We start from the raw sequence: 16,530 nt of genomic DNA on the forward strand, positions 1-16,530 counted from the left end.
GGAAGGCGTCGTGCCTTTTATTCTATCTTCTTCAGAGTAACGCAAAAGGCAACGGGATGAGCTCTGAAAATAAAAACGGGCGGCCTGAGCCACCCGTTTTCGCATCAATGGACAACTTAGATGGCCCAGCCGCCTGCGTAGAATGCCACCAGCGCAACGGCGATCACCACGGTGCCGATGTTCAGCTTGCGCCATTCACCAGAGACCAGACGACCAATGACCAGCGACGCGAAACCGATCATGATGCCGGTCACGATGTTACAGGTCAGCACGATAAACACGGCGGTAATCAGGCCAGACATGGCATCCACGAAATCCGCAAAGTCGATCTTCGCCACGTTGCTCAGCATCAGCAGGCCGACATACATCAGCGCTGGCGCGGTCGCGTAAGCCGGTACCAGATAAGAGAGCGGAGAGAGGAACAGGATCAGCAGGAACAGCACGCCGACGGTGATGGCCGTCAGGCCGGTTTTACCGCCTGCAGCCGTGCCCGCTGCGGACTCGATATACACTGCCGCAGGCGCTGCGCCCACCAGTCCTGAGAAAACGCTGCTCAGGGAGTCAGTCGTCAGGGCTTTGCCGCCATCAATAATCTGACCGTCTTTATCCAGCAGGTTAGCCTGACCGGCCACCGCGCGAATCGTACCGGTTGCGTCAAACACGGCGGTCATCACCAGCGCCAGCACGCTTGGCAGGATTACCGGGTTAAGCGCACCGACGATATCCAGGCTGCCAATCAGAGAATTGCCCTTGTCATCGCTCAGCGACGGCATGGCGAAAATACCGGAGAAGTGGACGTTCGGATCGAAAATCAGGCCGACAATGGATACACCGATAATGGTCAGCAGAATGCCGCCCGGCACTTTCAGTTTTTCCAGACCGATAATCACCGCCAGACCGATCAGCGACATGATCACCGGGAAGCTCGCGAAATGCCCCAGCGCCACCGGCAGGCCGTCCAGCGGGTTCTTGATCACCAGGCCCACGCCGTTAGCGGCGATCAGCAGCAGGAACAGACCGATGCCGATACCGGTGCCGTGCGCCACGCCCTGCGGCAGGTTGCGCAAAATCCAGCTACGAATGCCGGTAGCAGAGATAACGGTGAACAGCACACCCATCAGGAACACGGCGCCGAGTGCGACCGGTACGCTGATCTGCTGACCCAGCACCAGGCTGAATGCGGTGAACGCGGTCAAAGAGATGGCGCAACCAATCGCCAGCGGCAGGTTCGCCCACAGCCCCATCACAATGGAGCCCACACCGGCTACCAGGCAGGTCGCGACAAAAACAGCTGCTGGCGGGAAGCCCGCTTTACCCAGCATGCCCGGCACAACGATGACGGAGTAAACCATCGCCAGAAACGTTGTCAGACCGGCAACAACTTCCTGACGCACGGTGCTGCCGCGAGCCGAAATTTTAAACATGGCGTCAAGTGAACCGCCGGTACGCGCAGATGGCGTAGACATAGAAAACATCCCCTGAGAGTTTTTATAGAACGTTCATAAGCGTGGTGGAGACGCCACTGCCAGCTAATACGTCAAATCCTTGTCTTGCGTTTGCGACGAAAGGGCGTCACAAAAAAAGCAAACGTTTAGCTCCGCGCTTAAAAACGGGTGGTCAAATTAAGGCAAACGATTATCCAGCCTAAACACCGCCCTTTTCAACTGAACTTTATCGTTTTTCGCTAAAATTCGCTTATGACGCTGAAGAAATAAACAGAGGATGCGCAAACGTTATCGTCTATGCGCAATTTGTTTACATTTCAATCCTCACCCGGGATGGATAATGGCCCCCCCTGTTCCAGGGTTCGCTTCCAGCCGGGACTGTTATCGACCTTTTGCTTCCAGGCCTCAATATGCGGCAGATTGTCGATGCCCCCACGCGCCAGCAGGGCAAAGATCGGGAAACTCATCTGAATGTCGGCCATGCTGAGCGCGTCCCCGGCAAACCAGCTGTTTTGAGCGAGATGCGAATCAATAAAGCGCGCATGCGTTTCCAGCTGGGGATTGAGATACGCTTTCTGCACCCCCTTACCCAGCGCCTTGCCCAGGAGTCGGATGCCTGGCGGCACGGGCGGCTTGCCGAGGCTGTTGAAAACCAACTTCATTAACAGCAGTGGCATCAGCGATCCTTCCGCGTAATGCAGCCAGAAGCGGTATTGCACCTTATGCGCCGGATCTAACGGCTTAAGGCGCGATTCGGCATCATAGGTTTCCTGGAGGTACTCCAGAATGGCACCCGATTCCGCGAGGATTAGCCCGTTATCTTCGATGACCGGTGATTTGCCCAACGGATGTACCTTTTTGAGAGCCTCAGGCGCCAGCATGTTCTTTTCGCGCTGGTAGTGAACGATCTCATAAGGCAGGGCGAGTTCTTCCAGCGCCCAGATCACACGATGTGAGCGCGACTGGTTAAGGTGATGTACCGTGAGCATGGTCTTCTCCTGTGATTCATACTTTTTAACTATAGAAAATTGAACAACACCGCGAAAAAAATTCGGCTAAAAACCGGTCAGCGACGCTGGCGAAAAAACGGGGCTTGCATAGAATTAAAGTGTCAGCACAATCCGGAACCTCACCAACCAGCTCGACACGAGGGGTGCTGATGTCGGGGGAAACCCTCCCGTGAACCAGCGGGATAGAGAGAAAGACAAAGACCGGGAAAAACTAAAGCGCCCTTAGTGGCGCTTTAGTTCTTTTTGCGGCGCAGCCGCCACCCGACGCGCAGGCCGCAGAGACTTACTCCTCCTCCAGCAGCCGCGCCCCTGTCCCCTGCTCGCCCAGCCTGTCGCCGGGGTTCCGCAACGGGCAGTCGCTACGGGACAGACAGCCGCAGCCGATACAACCGTCCAGTTCATCGCGCAGCGCAACCAGCGTATGGATACGTCTGTCCAGTTCTTCACGCCACTGGGAGGAGAGCTCTTTCCACTCTTTCGGGCTCAGCGTGTGGCCCTCCGGCAACACCCCAAACGCCTCACCTATCGTCGCCAGGGGAATGCCGATTCGTTGCGCAATTTTGATAATCGCCACGTAACGGAGAACGTCACGGGTATAGCGGCGCTGGTTTCCGCCGTTACGGATGCTTTTAATTAACCCTTTGCTTTCATAGAAGTGGAGCGCCGATACCGCAACACCGCTTCGCTTTGCCACTTCGCCGGGGGTTAAAAGCGCTTTAATACGCGGCAATCTCTTTTCCATAAAACCTCTTTACCTCAAGTTAACTTGAGGAATTATACTCCCCCGCAGAGAAAACGACGAATCAACCAAGAAAGTTGTATCTACAGAGGGGCAACCTTATGTCGCATCAGCAGATTATTCAGACACTTATTGAATGGATTGATGATCATATCGATCAACCGTTGAACATTGATGTGGTCGCTAAAAAGTCGGGCTATTCGAAATGGTATTTACAGAGAATGTTCCGCACGGTTATGCATCAAACCCTGGGTGAGTACATTCGTCAGCGCAGATTGCTGCTGGCGGCGCAGGCGTTACGCTCAACGCAGCGACCGATTTTTGATATCGCGATGGATCTTGGCTATGTGTCGCAACAAACCTTTTCCCGCGTGTTTCGCCGCGAGTTTGACCGTACGCCGAGCGACTATCGCCACCAGTTGAATTAATCACCCTTAGTGCAAAGGTTGCTGCTGCCAGGTCATAAATTCCTGGGGCGGCATCGCTTTCGCGAAGTGCCATCCCTGACAGAACTGGACGCCACGCTTCAGCAACCAACTCACCTGCTCTGCCGTTTCGACCCCTTCCGCAATGGTTTTAAGCCGCAGGCTTTGCGCCATCTCGATAATATGCTCGGCGATCAGGTGGCTGGTGCTGTTGGTCGTTAGCGTATCGATAAACGATTTATCGATTTTCAGAATGTCGACGTTCAGCGAATAGAGGTTGTGCAGGTTCGAGTAACCGGTCCCGAAATCATCGATCGCCACTTCATAACCCGCCTGCCGGAAAGCCTGAATCACCGGAGTGGTTTTTGGCACATCAATGAACCCACGTTCCGTCACTTCGATTTTGATTTGCTGGGCACGGACGGCATAGTGGCGCGCCTTGTCAGAAATCATGGCGATCAGCCGCGAGGAGTGGAAATCCGTGGCCGACAGGTTAATTGAAATATAGAGATGCGGATGCTCAGCCAGGAAATGGCCCAGATCGCTGAATACCTCCTCAACGACATAATCCGTAATCCGCTCGCTCATTCCCTCTTTTTCAGCCAGCGGAATAAACTCAGCCGGACTCATCACCTGCCCGTTGAAACCCGGCCAGCGCAACAACGCCTCTGCCCCCACGCACTGGTTGTTCTTGATATCAATAATCGGCTGGTAGTGCAGGCAAAGCTGTCGTTTGTGCAACGCCCGATGCAGCAACCGCCCTGGCGAATTAAGCTCGCGGTGCGTCCGCGACCATACCAGCAAAATAATAATGCTGCAGATCATCCCCAGCGGCAGCGTCAACGTCGCCTGATGGTAGAGCGTTTCGTAAAAACGCTTATTTGACGTCGACACGATAGCGGCAATAGGCCGTTTCGGTGATTTCACGACGGTATAGAAACGGTTATCTTTTTGAAATACCGATTCCTTATCCTGAATCATCGAATTTAATAAAGAAGGATTAGCTTTCTGGCTAACGGAAAAGAATGCATTGGTTACCGTGTCGTACACTCCCCAGGAGAGAGAATGATCGGTAGACATCACTTCGCTGTAAGAAAGCGGATTGACCACCACGACATAATTTCCACGCTGCATATATGTCATTTTATAGCCAGTATAAAATGGCGTGTCGCGAAAATAATAGATAGCGATGTCAGGTTTACGGGTGTAATTGGCAATCGGGATCGCGTAAGGTTGGTCCGGCGTAAAAACGGTTGAACAAAGAAAATTCTGACCTTCTGCATAAATTAAATCAGCGACAAACAGGCGGCCACGCACAACGTTCAACATATATTGGCGATGTTCCGGTGTACAAAGTTTACCCTGATATTTTTCGGCCTCGTCCCGGGCCAGATCAACTTGTTGAATAACCAGTTCTGTTTTGTCTAAAGCCAGTTCAGCAAATGTACGGAGCTGAGCGCTTGTTTCCGACACGGCTCTTAGCTGGGCAAACCATAGGGCAAGCATCACCGGCAGCATAACTACCATGATGATCCCTACTACCCTGAGCATTTTGCGCCGCGCGCTACGATTCATTTCCCGCCCTATATCCCTGCATGTTGTACGCCTGTAGTAATGAAGGCCGGATGCTTTGTTAAACAGGTGATTACGTTGCATGAATCATGCGAAGTTAGCAACTGACTTTTAGTATTAAAAATCTTAAATTTCGTTATGACGATAATATTTTCCCGTAAGCTAAACTGTAAGTATTCGTTCCGTTTCAATTAAGGGAAATAATTATCCAGCGAACATGTGGGGTTTGAAGATAACACAACAGAGAATCGATGTTTTATAAATGCCCGGCTATTACCACATTATTTTCAGGATGAGCAAAAAATAACGTGCCACTTATAAAAACCTCGTGGCTGGCCCATCGTGTGTCCGCTCACCCAGGTATCGGGACCCAGGTACCCGGCACCATCGCCTTTTTTGCGTAATAAAATCCCCATTTTGAACGCTCAGACGCTGGCGAATAAATCAACAAATGTGATATAGTTCACACATATTCTGTAACGAGAAACACCGTTTCATTCAGTTCGTCTGTTTTGTAGAGGATGGGTTCTATGGCAACCATTACTACCAGCATGGTTCTCCTGCGCTGGCCTTTGTTGAGCGCGGTACTGATGTTTTTAGCCAGCACGCTGAACATTCAGTTTCGTAAATCTGACTACGCGGGTCTTGCGGTCATCAGCACTCTGCTGGGACTTGGCGCGGCTTGCTGGTTCGCAACGGGCCTGTTGGGCATCACCCTGCTGGATATTGCCGCTGTCTGGGAAAATATTAAAGTCGTGATGGTAGAGGCAATGAGCCACCAGCCACCAGACTGGCCAATGGTGATTACCTGATTCCTGTATAAATAAAAAACCCAGACGATGTCTGGGTTTTTTGTTTGAGCATCCGTTGATCAGAACGGGATGTCGTCGTCGAAGTCCATTGGTGGCTCGTTAGACGGTGCCGGAGCAGACTGCTGCTGCGGACGAGACTGCGCGCCGCCGCTGAACTGGTTGCCGCCCTGTGGCTGCTGAGGCTGACCCCAACCGCCCTGCTGCTGCTGACCGCCACCTGCTGGCGCGCCACCGCCCTGACGGCCGCCCAGCATCTGCATGGTACCGCCAACGTTTACCACAACTTCGGTGGTGTACTTCTCAGCGCCGGACTGATCGGTCCATTTACGGGTGCGCAGTTGGCCTTCGATATAGACCTGAGAACCTTTACGCAGATACTCACCGGCAACTTCTGCCAGTTTGCCAAACAGCACCACGCGGTGCCATTCAGTCTGCTCTTTCATCTCACCGGTCGCTTTATCACGCCAGGATTCGGAAGTAGCCAGCGTAATGTTGGCAACTGCGCCACCACTCGGCATGTAGCGTACTTCCGGGTCCTGGCCCAGATTACCGACGAGAATCACCTTGTTTACGCCTCTGCTGGCCATGTTCGTGTCTCCTGAATACGTTTCTTAATAGTGTAAACGCGCGAGTGTACCATTTCCACGCGGCAATTTGCATAGTTGCGTAGTCGGTTCCGAAATCTCACGCGAACTCGACATTGTTACACAGCGAATCAGAAAATGCATTCCAATACTGTATATTCAAACAGGTTAAATTGTGTCATAATTAGCCGTTTCTGACAGCCGTTTGTCCTTCAAACAAACCAGGCAATCCGTGTTTCAACCGGGAAAGGTGAATGGATAAGATCGAAGTTCGGGGCGCCCGCACCCACAATCTCAAAAATATCAACCTCATAATCCCTCGCGACAAACTCATCGTCGTGACCGGGCTTTCGGGGTCTGGCAAATCCTCACTGGCTTTCGACACCTTGTATGCCGAAGGACAGCGTCGTTACGTTGAATCTCTCTCCGCGTACGCGCGTCAGTTCCTGTCGCTGATGGAAAAACCGGATGTCGATCATATTGAAGGGTTATCGCCTGCGATCTCCATCGAGCAGAAGTCGACTTCGCATAACCCGCGTTCAACGGTCGGTACCATTACTGAAATTCACGACTACCTGCGTCTGCTGTATGCGCGCGTGGGTGAGCCGCGCTGCCCGGACCACGACGTCCCGCTGGCGGCGCAGACCGTGAGCCAGATGGTGGATAACGTGCTGTCGCAGCCGGAAGGCAAACGCCTGATGCTGCTGGCGCCAATTATTAAAGAGCGTAAAGGCGAACACACCAAAACGCTGGAGAACCTGGCAAGCCAGGGCTATATCCGCGCCCGTATTGACGGCGAAGTGTGCGACCTGTCAGATCCGCCAAAACTGGAGCTGCAGAAAAAGCACACCATTGAAGTGGTGATCGATCGCTTTAAGGTGCGTGAAGACCTCGCGACGCGTCTTGCGGAATCGTTCGAAACGGCGCTGGAACTCTCCGGTGGTACCGCCGTTGTTTCCGATATGGACGACCCGAAAGCGGAAGAGCTGCTCTTCTCCGCCAACTTTGCCTGCCCGATTTGCGGCTACAGCATGCGCGAGCTGGAACCGCGTCTGTTCTCGTTTAACAACCCGGCAGGCGCATGCCCAACCTGCGACGGCCTGGGCGTACAGCAGTATTTCGACCCGGACCGCGTGATCCAGAACCCTGAGCTGTCGCTGGCAGGCGGCGCCATTCGCGGCTGGGATAAGCGTAACTTTTACTACTTCCAGATGCTGAAATCGCTGGCGGAGCACTATAAGTTCGACGTGGAAGCGCCGTGGGCCAGCCTCAGCCCGAACGTGCACAAAGTGATCCTCTTCGGTTCCGGTAAAGAGAACATTGAGTTCAAATACATGAACGATCGCGGTGATACCTCCGTGCGTCGCCACCCGTTCGAAGGGGTGCTGCACAATATGGAGCGCCGCTACAAGGAGACCGAATCCAGCGCGGTACGCGAGGAGCTGGCGAAGTTCATCAGCAACCGCTCCTGTGCCACCTGTGAAGGCACGCGTCTGCGTCGCGAAGCGCGTCATGTCTTTGTCGAAAACACGGCGCTGCCGACCATCTCAGACATGAGCATCGGCCACGCGATGGACTTCTTCAACAACCTGAAGCTCTCCGGTCAGCGCGCGAAAATCGCTGAAAAAGTGCTGAAGGAGATTGGCGATCGTCTCAAGTTCCTGGTGAACGTGGGTCTGAACTACCTGACGCTTTCCCGCTCGGCAGAAACGCTGTCCGGCGGTGAGGCCCAGCGTATCCGCCTGGCCAGCCAGATTGGCGCGGGCTTAGTCGGCGTGATGTACGTGCTGGATGAGCCGTCAATCGGCCTGCACCAGCGCGACAACGAACGTCTGCTCGGCACGTTGGTCCACCTGCGCAACCTCGGTAACACGGTGATTGTGGTGGAGCACGACGAAGACGCGATTCGCGCTGCGGATCACGTGATCGACATTGGTCCTGGCGCGGGCGTACACGGCGGTCAGGTGGTCGCGGAAGGGACGCTGAAAGACATTATGGCGGTACCCGAGTCGCTGACCGGCCAGTACATGAGCGGCAAGCGTAAGATTGAGGTGCCAAAACAGCGCGTAGCGGCAGATCCGGAAAAAGTGCTGAAGCTGACCGGCGCGCGCGGCAACAACCTGAAAGATGTGACGCTGACGCTACCGGTTGGCCTGTTTACCTGCATCACTGGCGTGTCCGGTTCCGGTAAATCGACGCTGATTAACGATACCCTGTTCCCGATTGCGCAGACGGCGCTGAACGGTGCGACGCTGGCCGAGCCCGCGCCGTACCGAGACATTCAGGGGCTGGAACATTTCGATAAGGTTATCGACATTGACCAGAGCCCGATTGGCCGAACCCCTCGCTCGAACCCGGCGACCTATACCGGCGTCTTCACGCCCGTACGTGAACTGTTCGCCGGCGTGCCGGAAGCGCGTTCACGCGGGTACACGCCGGGACGGTTCAGCTTTAACGTGCGCGGCGGCCGCTGTGAAGCGTGCCAGGGCGATGGCGTCATCAAAGTTGAGATGCACTTCCTGCCGGATATCTACGTCCCGTGCGACCAGTGCAAAGGTAAACGCTATAACCGCGAAACGCTGGAAATTAAGTACAAAGGCAAGACCATTCACGAAGTGCTGGACATGACCATCGAAGAGGCGCGCGAGTTCTTTGACGCCGTCCCTGCGCTGGCGCGTAAGCTGCAGACCCTGATGGACGTCGGTCTGACCTACATTCGTCTGGGGCAGTCCGCCACTACGCTGTCGGGCGGTGAAGCCCAGCGCGTGAAGCTGGCGCGTGAGCTCTCCAAACGCGGCACCGGTCAGACGCTGTATATTCTGGATGAGCCGACCACCGGTCTGCACTTTGCGGATATCCAGCAGTTGCTCGACGTGCTGCATCAGCTGCGCGATCAGGGCAACACGATTGTGGTCATCGAACATAATCTGGACGTGATTAAAACCGCGGACTGGATTGTCGATCTCGGCCCGGAAGGCGGCAGCGGCGGCGGTGAAATCCTCGTCTCCGGTACGCCAGAGACCGTTGCAGAGTGCGAAGCCTCGCACACCGCGCGCTTCCTTAAACCGTTGCTGTAATGTCAGACGGAGAGTTGTTGTCGGGTCGCTTCCGGCAGCAGCTCTACGGCCTGTTTATAAGACGCATCCACCAGATAGTAAATTTGCGAGCCGGGCAGGGATCCATCCAGATAAACCGTGCTCCAGTGCGCCTTATTCAGGTGTTTGCTCGGCCTCACATCATCATGCTGCTGACGTAGCAAATCCGCCAGCTCCGGGCTGGTTTTCAGCGACGCGGCCGGGCGGCCTTCGACCTCTTTCACCATCGCAAACAGCACATCTCCCACTTTTATCTGCGTGGCTTTCCAGTCGCTATGCACGCTCTGCTCCGCGCCAGGTTTACTCATGCAGTACTGAAGTAGCTCCGAAATTGTCATCATTATTCCCCTTGTAGCGTTGCGATAATTTTACGCGAACCACCGTGAATGCGATGTTCTCCCAGCCAGATCCCTTGCCACGTTCCCAGCAGTAGCCGCCCGTTATGTACCGGCAGCATCAGCGATACCCCGAGCAGAGAAGATTTGATATGCGAAGGCATGTCATCTGCGCCCTCATAATCGTGCTCATAGGGGGCGTTGTCCGGGACACTCTTCAGAAAATGGTTTTCCATATCAGACCGGACAGTGGGATCGCAATTTTCATTAAGCGTGAGGGAGGCTGACGTGTGTTGAAGCAGCAGATGCAGTAAACCCGTTCTGACGCGCGACAAATCGCGGATTTGCCCGATGACTTCCTCCGTCACCAGGTGAAACCCGCGGGGTTTAGCGCTTAAGGTCAGGGTCTGTTGATACCACATGTGCTGCTCCGTTTAGAAAGATGAACCTTTCTAAGTGTGCAGCAAGAAGTCGAAAGGTAAAACCCGCCGCAGCGAGATTTGATTAAAAAAGAATCAAACTCGCGGCCAGACGCTTAATACTCCGAGTTAACAATCACCTCTTCGCCAAATTTTCCGGCCATTGGCAGCGGTCGATAGGTCGAGTTAGAGGCGCGTAACACCCTGATCGCTCTGGCTCCTGTATCCTGCGCCGCGGTAATGTCGTTATCCGAATCACCATAGAACACTTTGATGTTTTTCTTCTCCAGCCACTGGGTTTTGGTGTTTTGCCCTTCTTTGTCACCCGCAAAAATGACCGGGTTCATGTTGGCAGCCGGGATCTGGAAATCATCCTGCAGGGTTCTGGAGACGGTTTCTGTTTTGGTCTGACTACGACCGGTGACGAAGTAAATGCTGTCGCCGCGCTTCACATGCATGGCAATGACCGCCCGGGCGACCTCTTTCGGGATACTGTAATCGTCCCAGCCGTTATTCATCTTTTCCCAGAACGCCGGGTTCTTCAGATACGCTTCGCTGTCCGGCGAATACATTTTTTTGCCGCGCCAGAATCCCGGGCTGGAGAACAGAACGGTGTCGTCAATATCAAAGCCAACGGCCATGGGCGGGCGGCCCATCAGACTGTTTTCGATTTGGGCTACGGATACCCAGTGAATAGGAGCCTGTTCGGCAAGAATGGCAGCGGTAGTGCCGGTGTAAAGCGGCGTTGGCGCAGAAGCGCGCGCGACGACGGCACTATTAAGTGAGAACAATAAGCAGGCGGCGCTGAGCGCCAGTGTGATCTTGCGCATATTTTCCCCTGAATATTCAGTTTGTTATCGTTTTATTTTGAGTGAATGGTCAAAAAACTATCCGACCATAACCCCAGCGGCAGGTGAAGAAAAGGAGTTTTTGATTATCAATCTGCAGAAAAAGAAGACGATCACAAAGCGAGACATCGACCTGAGTAGCCTGATGCCCTCACCCCGGCCCTCTCCCACAGGGAGAGGGAGAAACCATAGTGAGTACTTACATTACCGCAGCAAATGCCTGTGCCACGCGATGAACGTTGCTGGCATTGAGACCCGCGACGCACATGCGGCCGCTGGCAATCAGGTAGACGCCGAACTCGTCGCGCAGACGGTCGACCTGCGCGGCGCTCAAACCGGTGTAGCTGAACATCCCGCGCTGCCTGATCAGATAATCAAAGTTATGCCCCGGTACCGCCTCTTTCAGCACGTTGACCAGCTCCTGACGCATCGACAGAATGCGCTTACGCATGGATTCCACTTCGGCAAGCCAGCTAGCTTTCAGCTGTTCGTCGCCGAGTACCGTCGCCACAACCTGCGCACCAAAGTTCGGGGGGCTGGAGTAGATACGGCGCACCGTAGCTTTAAGCTGGCCCAGCACGCGGCTGGCAGCTTCGGCATCTTCGCAGACCACGGACAGCCCGCCGACGCGTTCGCCATACAGGGAGAAGATTTTCGAGAAAGAGTTGCTCACCAGCACAGGCAGGCCGGCACTCGCAACGGCGCGGATAGCATAGGCATCGTCTTCCATCCCGGCGCCAAAGCCCTGATAGGCGATGTCGAGGAATGGAATCAGGTTGCGAGCCTTGAGCACCTCAATGACGGCATCCCACTGGTCATTGGTGAGGTCCGCACCCGTTGGGTTGTGGCAGCACGGATGCAGCAGCACAATGCTGCGCGCCGGCAACGTTTTCAGTTTTTCCAGCAGGGCTTCAACGCGCACGCCGTTGGTTTCGCTGTCAAACCACGGATAAGTCTCGACATTAAAGCCTGCGCCCTCAAAAATTGCGACGTGGTTTTCCCACGTCGGGTCACTGACCCACACGCCGGAATCCGGGAAGTATTTTTTCAGGAAATCAGCACCAACTTTCAGCGCGCCCGATCCACCCAGCGTCTGGATGGTCGCCACACGTTTTTGCGCAAGTACCGGATGATCGGCCCCAAACAGCAGCGGTGCGATGGTATTGCGGTACGCATTGAGCCCTTCCATCGGCAGATAGAGCGACGCTCCATGCGGGACCGCATTCAGACGCGCTTCGGCTTCGGCAACGGCTTGTAACTGAGGAATAATACCCTCTTCGTTGTAATACAAACCGATGCTGAGGTTCACTTTATCGCTGCGAGGATCTTCTTTGAAACGCTCCATTAAGGAGAGAATAGGGTCGCCGGCATAGGCGTCAACGTTCTGAAACACGCGATGGTTCTCCGGAATTCGATGAGGCAGGAGTTTCAACAATAAACCGGAAGTGTGAGAAGGTCGAGAGGATGTTAATAAAGTTGAAGTGAGGTTAATAACCTCACTTCACAGACGGTTCAGTCAAGGTATTTCATCGCCACCCGGGAGGTCAGGCGCGTGATAAGTTCGTAAGCACTCACTTTCGTGATTTCAGCAATGCGCTCAACGGGCAGGCCCTCACCCCACATCACCACATCATCACCTGCTTTATCCTGGGCGTCGGGTCCAAGGTCCACGCAAATCATGTCCATCGCGACGCGACCGACAATGTTGACCTCGCGACCGTTGACCAGCACCGGTGTACCTGTCGGTGCAGCACGCGGATAGCCATCTCCGTAGCCCATCGCCACCACGCCAAGGCGCGTGTCGCGCTCGCTAATCCAGGTGCCGCCATAGCCCACCGGCTCGCCCGCTTTGTGCTCACGCACGGCAATCAGATTCGAGACCAGAGACATCACTGGCTTAAAGCTAAAGTCCGGCCCCCAGGGTTTGCTCTCCAGAGGCGACACGCCATAAAGAATAATGCCCGGGCGCGCCCAGTCAAAGTGCGACTGCGGCCACAGCAGGATCCCGCCGGAAGCCGCAATCGAGCGCATTCCCGGCTTGCCTTCGCAGAAGGTGTTAAAGATATCGAGCTGCTGCTCGGTTGCCCCACATTCAGGCTCATCGGCACGCGCAAAATGGCTGACGATGTTCACGGGCTGGCGCACGTTTTTGCACCGGCACAAACGCTGATAAAACGCCTCCGCATTTTCCGGGCGAACGCCCAGACGGTGCATGCCCGTGTCGAGCTTCATCCAGACGGTAACGGGTTCACTCAGCTCGGCGTTTTCCAGCGCGGACAGCTGTTCTTCGTTATGTACCGCCGTGTGCAGATGCTGGTCAGCAATCGTAGGCAAGTCTGTGGCTTCGAAAAAGCCTTCCAGCAGCAAAATGGGTTGCGTGATCCCCCCCGCACGCAGGCGGAGAGCTTCTTCAAGACGGGCGACGCCAAAGGCGTCGGCATCGGGGAGCGTTCGCGCGGTCTCAAGAAGACCGTGTCCGTAAGCGTTCGCTTTCACGACTGCAACGAGCTTGCTGGCGGGCGCCAGTTCACGCAAACGTTGCAGGTTGTGTCGCAGAGCGCGGCGGTTAATGACTACAGTTGCCGCTTGCATTTGAATTCCTTAGAAATTACTCATCATCATATTGAGGACCGGCGTAGTTGTCGAAACGCGACCACTGTCCGTTAAAGGTCAGACGCACCGTCCCGATCGGGCCGTTACGTTGTTTACCAATAATAATTTCGGCGATCCCTTTCAGGTCGCTGTTCTCGTGATAAACCTCATCACGGTAGATGAACATGATTAAGTCGGCATCCTGCTCGATGGAGCCGGATTCACGCAGGTCGGAGTTGACCGGGCGTTTATCGGCACGTTGTTCCAGGGAGCGGTTCAGCTGCGATAGCGCCACCACCGGCACGTGCAGCTCTTTGGCTAACGCCTTGAGCGAGCGGGAAATCTCTGCAATTTCCAGCGTACGGTTATCGGAGAGCGACGGCACGCGCATCAGCTGGAGGTAGTCGATCATGATGAGGCCGATGCCGCCGTGTTCGCGGGCGATACGGCGCGCGCGGGAGCGCACTTCCGTCGGCGTCAGGCCAGAGGAGTCATCGATATAGATGTTACGTTTTTCCAGCAGAATGCCCATCGTGCCGGAGATACGCGCCCAGTCTTCATCATCGAGCTGGCCGGTACGGATACGGGTCTGGTCCACGCGCGACAGCGATGCCAGAGAACGCATCATAATCTGCTCGGAGGGCATCTCAAGACTGAAGATGAGAACAGGTTTATCCTGCAACATTGCGGCATTTTCGACGAGGTTCATCGCAAATGTCGTTTTACCCATCGACGGACGCGCCGCAACGATAATCAGATCCGACGGCTGCAGGCCGGCGGTCTTTTTGTTGAGGTCGTCATAACCGGTGTTGACCCCGGTGACACCATCATGCGGTTGCTGGAACAACTGCTCGATACGCGCCACGGTCGCGTCGAGCACATCGGCAATGTTTTTAGGCCCTTCGTCTTTGTTCGCACGGCTTTCGGCAATTTTAAAGACGCGGGACTCCGCCAGGTCGAGCAGGTCTTCGCTGGTGCGCCCCTGCGGATCAAAACCGGCTTCGGCGATCTCGTTCGCCACCGATATCATCTCACGGACGACGGCACGTTCCCGCACGATATCAGCATAAGCGCTGATGTTCGCCGCACTTGGCGTGTTTTTTGACAGTTCTGCCAGGTAGGCAAACCCGCCGACGCTGTCCAGCTGACCCTGACGCTCAAGCGATTCCGCGAGCGTAATCAGGTCAATCGGGCTGCCCGACTCCTGCAGGCGCGCCATTTCGGTAAAGATATGACGGTGCGGACGGGTGTAGAAATCCTCAGACACCACGCGCTCAGCGACGTCGTCCCAGCGTTCGTTATCCAGCATTAAACCGCCCAACACCGACTGTTCCGCTTCAATCGAGTGCGGCGGGACTTTTAACCCTGCGACCTGGAAATCACGCTCGCGGGGTTCAGTCTGTTTGTTGAAGGGTTTGTTTCCTGCCATAGTGAATGGAGTTACCGAGATAAAGAGTGGGTCGAAAGATTACCATATTTTTCTTACGGAGGGAGCATGGCAACGCGCATTGAGTTCCAGAAACACGGCGGTCCGGACGTACTGAAAGCGGTGGAGTTTACCCCCGCAGCGCCTGGCGAGAACGAAATCCAGGTTGAAAACAAAGCTATCGGCATTAACTACATCGATACCTATATTCGCGGCGGTCTCTACCCGCCTCCGTCAATGCCGAGTGGTCTGGGCACCGAGGCGGCCGGTGTCGTCATTAAAGTGGGCAGCGCGGTTAAGCATATTAAAGAGGGCGACCGCGTGGTGTATGCGCAATCTGCGCTGGGCGCTTACAGCTCCGTCCACAACGTTCCGGCGGATAAAGCCGCTCTGCTGCCTGGCGCTATCTCCTTCGAGCAGGCGGCCGCTTCGTTCCTGAAGGGGTTAACGGTTTACTATCTGCTGCGCAAAACCTATGAAATTAAACCCGACGAGCAGTTTCTTTTTCATGCCGCAGCGGGTGGCGTGGGGCTGATTGCCTGCCAGTGGGCGAAAGCCTTAGGCGCGAAACTCATCGGTACCGTGGGCAATGCCCAAAAAGCGCAGCGTGCGCTGGACGCGGGGGCGTGGCAGGTGATCAACTATCGCGAAGAGAGCATCGTCGAGCGCCTGAAAGAGATTACTGGCGGTAAAAAAGTGCGCGTGGTGTATGACTCGGTGGGCAAAGACACCTGGGAGGCGTCGCTGGACTGCCTGCAACGTCGCGGGCTGATGGTGAGCTTCGGGAATGCGTCAGGCGCTGTCACTGGCGTCAATCTTGGCATCCTGAATCAGAAAGGCTCGCTCTACGTGACCCGCCCTTCCCTGCAGGGCTATATCACCAACCGGGAAGAACTGGAGGAAGCCAGCAACGAGCTGTTCTCGCTGATCGCCAGCGGCGTGATTAAGGTGGACGTGGCGGATGCGCAGAAATATCCGCTGACCGATGCGCAGCGTGCGCATGAGGTGCTGGAAAGCCGGGCGACACAGGGTTCAAGTTTACTCATTCCCTGAGCTCCAAAAAGAAATTGGGCTTCCCGTGGGAAGCCCTTTCTTTTTTTAGTTCGGCTGTATGTAGGGTACAGCTCGATGAATTCTGTAGCGGCAGCCATAGTGACAGATTCGATAAGTAAATCCTATTCTGTTCTAAGTAATGCTGCCGGGAAAGTTACAAGTATGTGACGAACCC

At 55.0% G+C, this 16,530-nt stretch carries 15 protein-coding genes; 4 read left to right on the top strand and 11 right to left on the bottom strand.

Features of this window, described 5'->3' with window-relative positions; translation table 11 throughout:
- Nucleotides 1-116 precede the first annotated feature (116 nt).
- The 3 genes from ghxP to soxR form a co-directional block, all read right to left on the bottom strand.
- Entirely contained in the window at nucleotides 117-1,466 is a 1,350-nt protein-coding gene (ghxP, locus tag ACOTYN_RS12560; protein ID WP_014882157.1) for a guanine/hypoxanthine transporter GhxP, read from the bottom strand.
- Between the two features lie 296 nt (nucleotides 1,467-1,762).
- Entirely contained in the window at nucleotides 1,763-2,434 is a 672-nt protein-coding gene (locus tag ACOTYN_RS12565) for a glutathione S-transferase family protein (RefSeq protein ID WP_063667367.1), read from the bottom strand.
- 304 nt (nucleotides 2,435-2,738) lie between these two features.
- Nucleotides 2,739-3,197 carry a redox-sensitive transcriptional activator SoxR gene (gene soxR / locus ACOTYN_RS12570; protein WP_014882155.1) on the bottom strand — a complete coding sequence of 153 codons (459 nt, stop codon included), beginning with the start codon at nucleotides 3,195-3,197 and terminating at the stop codon, nucleotides 2,739-2,741.
- Nucleotides 3,198-3,295: 98 nt separating this feature from the next.
- On the opposite strand from soxR, the gene soxS reads away from it, so the two are divergent.
- Nucleotides 3,296-3,622, top strand: coding sequence for a superoxide response transcriptional regulator SoxS (soxS, locus tag ACOTYN_RS12575; protein ID WP_008503387.1), 327 nt, complete (start codon nucleotides 3,296-3,298; stop codon nucleotides 3,620-3,622).
- 6 nt (nucleotides 3,623-3,628) lie between these two features.
- On the opposite strand, the gene ACOTYN_RS12580 is transcribed toward soxS, so the two are convergent.
- A complete protein-coding gene (locus tag ACOTYN_RS12580; RefSeq protein WP_023336605.1) occupies nucleotides 3,629-5,194 on the bottom strand; it encodes an EAL domain-containing protein in 1,566 nt (521 codons plus the stop codon).
- 527 nt (nucleotides 5,195-5,721) lie between these two features.
- Here ACOTYN_RS12580 and ACOTYN_RS12585 point away from each other — a divergent pair.
- Complete coding sequence (locus tag ACOTYN_RS12585; RefSeq protein WP_014882153.1) at nucleotides 5,722-6,003, top strand: YjcB family protein; 282 nt, start codon at nucleotides 5,722-5,724, stop codon at nucleotides 6,001-6,003.
- Between the two features lie 59 nt (nucleotides 6,004-6,062).
- Here ACOTYN_RS12585 and ssb1 read toward each other — a convergent pair whose 3' ends face one another.
- Nucleotides 6,063-6,590, bottom strand: a complete 528-nt coding sequence (ssb1, locus tag ACOTYN_RS12590) for a single-stranded DNA-binding protein SSB1 (RefSeq protein WP_014882152.1) — start codon at nucleotides 6,588-6,590, stop codon at nucleotides 6,063-6,065.
- A 251-nt stretch (nucleotides 6,591-6,841) separates the two neighbouring features.
- On the opposite strand from ssb1, the gene uvrA reads away from it, so the two are divergent.
- Complete coding sequence (gene uvrA / locus ACOTYN_RS12595) at nucleotides 6,842-9,664, top strand: excinuclease ABC subunit UvrA (RefSeq protein ID WP_023331804.1); 2,823 nt, start codon at nucleotides 6,842-6,844, stop codon at nucleotides 9,662-9,664.
- Between the two features lie 2 nt (nucleotides 9,665-9,666).
- Here uvrA and ACOTYN_RS12600 read toward each other — a convergent pair whose 3' ends face one another.
- The 6 genes from ACOTYN_RS12600 to dnaB all read right to left on the bottom strand — a co-directional run bounded on the left by ACOTYN_RS12600 (nucleotide 9,667) and on the right by dnaB (nucleotide 15,305).
- Nucleotides 9,667-10,020, bottom strand: coding sequence for an MmcQ/YjbR family DNA-binding protein (locus ACOTYN_RS12600; RefSeq protein ID WP_014882150.1), 354 nt, complete (start codon nucleotides 10,018-10,020; stop codon nucleotides 9,667-9,669).
- A 2-nt stretch (nucleotides 10,021-10,022) separates the two neighbouring features.
- On the bottom strand, nucleotides 10,023-10,439 hold the full coding sequence (locus tag ACOTYN_RS12605) for a secondary thiamine-phosphate synthase enzyme YjbQ (RefSeq protein WP_014882149.1): 417 nt from the start codon (nucleotides 10,437-10,439) through the stop codon (nucleotides 10,023-10,025).
- A 113-nt stretch (nucleotides 10,440-10,552) separates the two neighbouring features.
- Entirely contained in the window at nucleotides 10,553-11,266 is a 714-nt protein-coding gene (gene aphA / locus ACOTYN_RS12610) for an acid phosphatase AphA (protein ID WP_014882148.1), read from the bottom strand.
- Nucleotides 11,267-11,483: 217 nt separating this feature from the next.
- Nucleotides 11,484-12,677, bottom strand: coding sequence for an aromatic amino acid transaminase (gene tyrB / locus ACOTYN_RS12615; RefSeq protein WP_014882147.1), 1,194 nt, complete (start codon nucleotides 12,675-12,677; stop codon nucleotides 11,484-11,486).
- 119 nt (nucleotides 12,678-12,796) lie between these two features.
- Complete coding sequence (alr, locus tag ACOTYN_RS12620; RefSeq protein WP_332957884.1) at nucleotides 12,797-13,876, bottom strand: alanine racemase; 1,080 nt, start codon at nucleotides 13,874-13,876, stop codon at nucleotides 12,797-12,799.
- A gap of 16 nt (nucleotides 13,877-13,892) precedes the next feature.
- Nucleotides 13,893-15,305: a replicative DNA helicase gene (dnaB, locus tag ACOTYN_RS12625; protein WP_008503375.1), complete on the bottom strand. Its 1,413-nt coding sequence runs from the start codon at nucleotides 15,303-15,305 to the stop codon at nucleotides 13,893-13,895.
- Nucleotides 15,306-15,371: 66 nt separating this feature from the next.
- On the opposite strand from dnaB, the gene ACOTYN_RS12630 reads away from it, so the two are divergent.
- Nucleotides 15,372-16,355: a quinone oxidoreductase gene (locus ACOTYN_RS12630; protein ID WP_014882145.1), complete on the top strand. Its 984-nt coding sequence runs from the start codon at nucleotides 15,372-15,374 to the stop codon at nucleotides 16,353-16,355.
- Nucleotides 16,356-16,530 lie beyond the last annotated feature (175 nt).

Source organism: Enterobacter cloacae complex sp. IR5458 (assembly GCF_049238025.1).
In the GTDB taxonomy this organism is placed as follows: domain Bacteria; phylum Pseudomonadota; class Gammaproteobacteria; order Enterobacterales; family Enterobacteriaceae; genus Enterobacter; species Enterobacter kobei.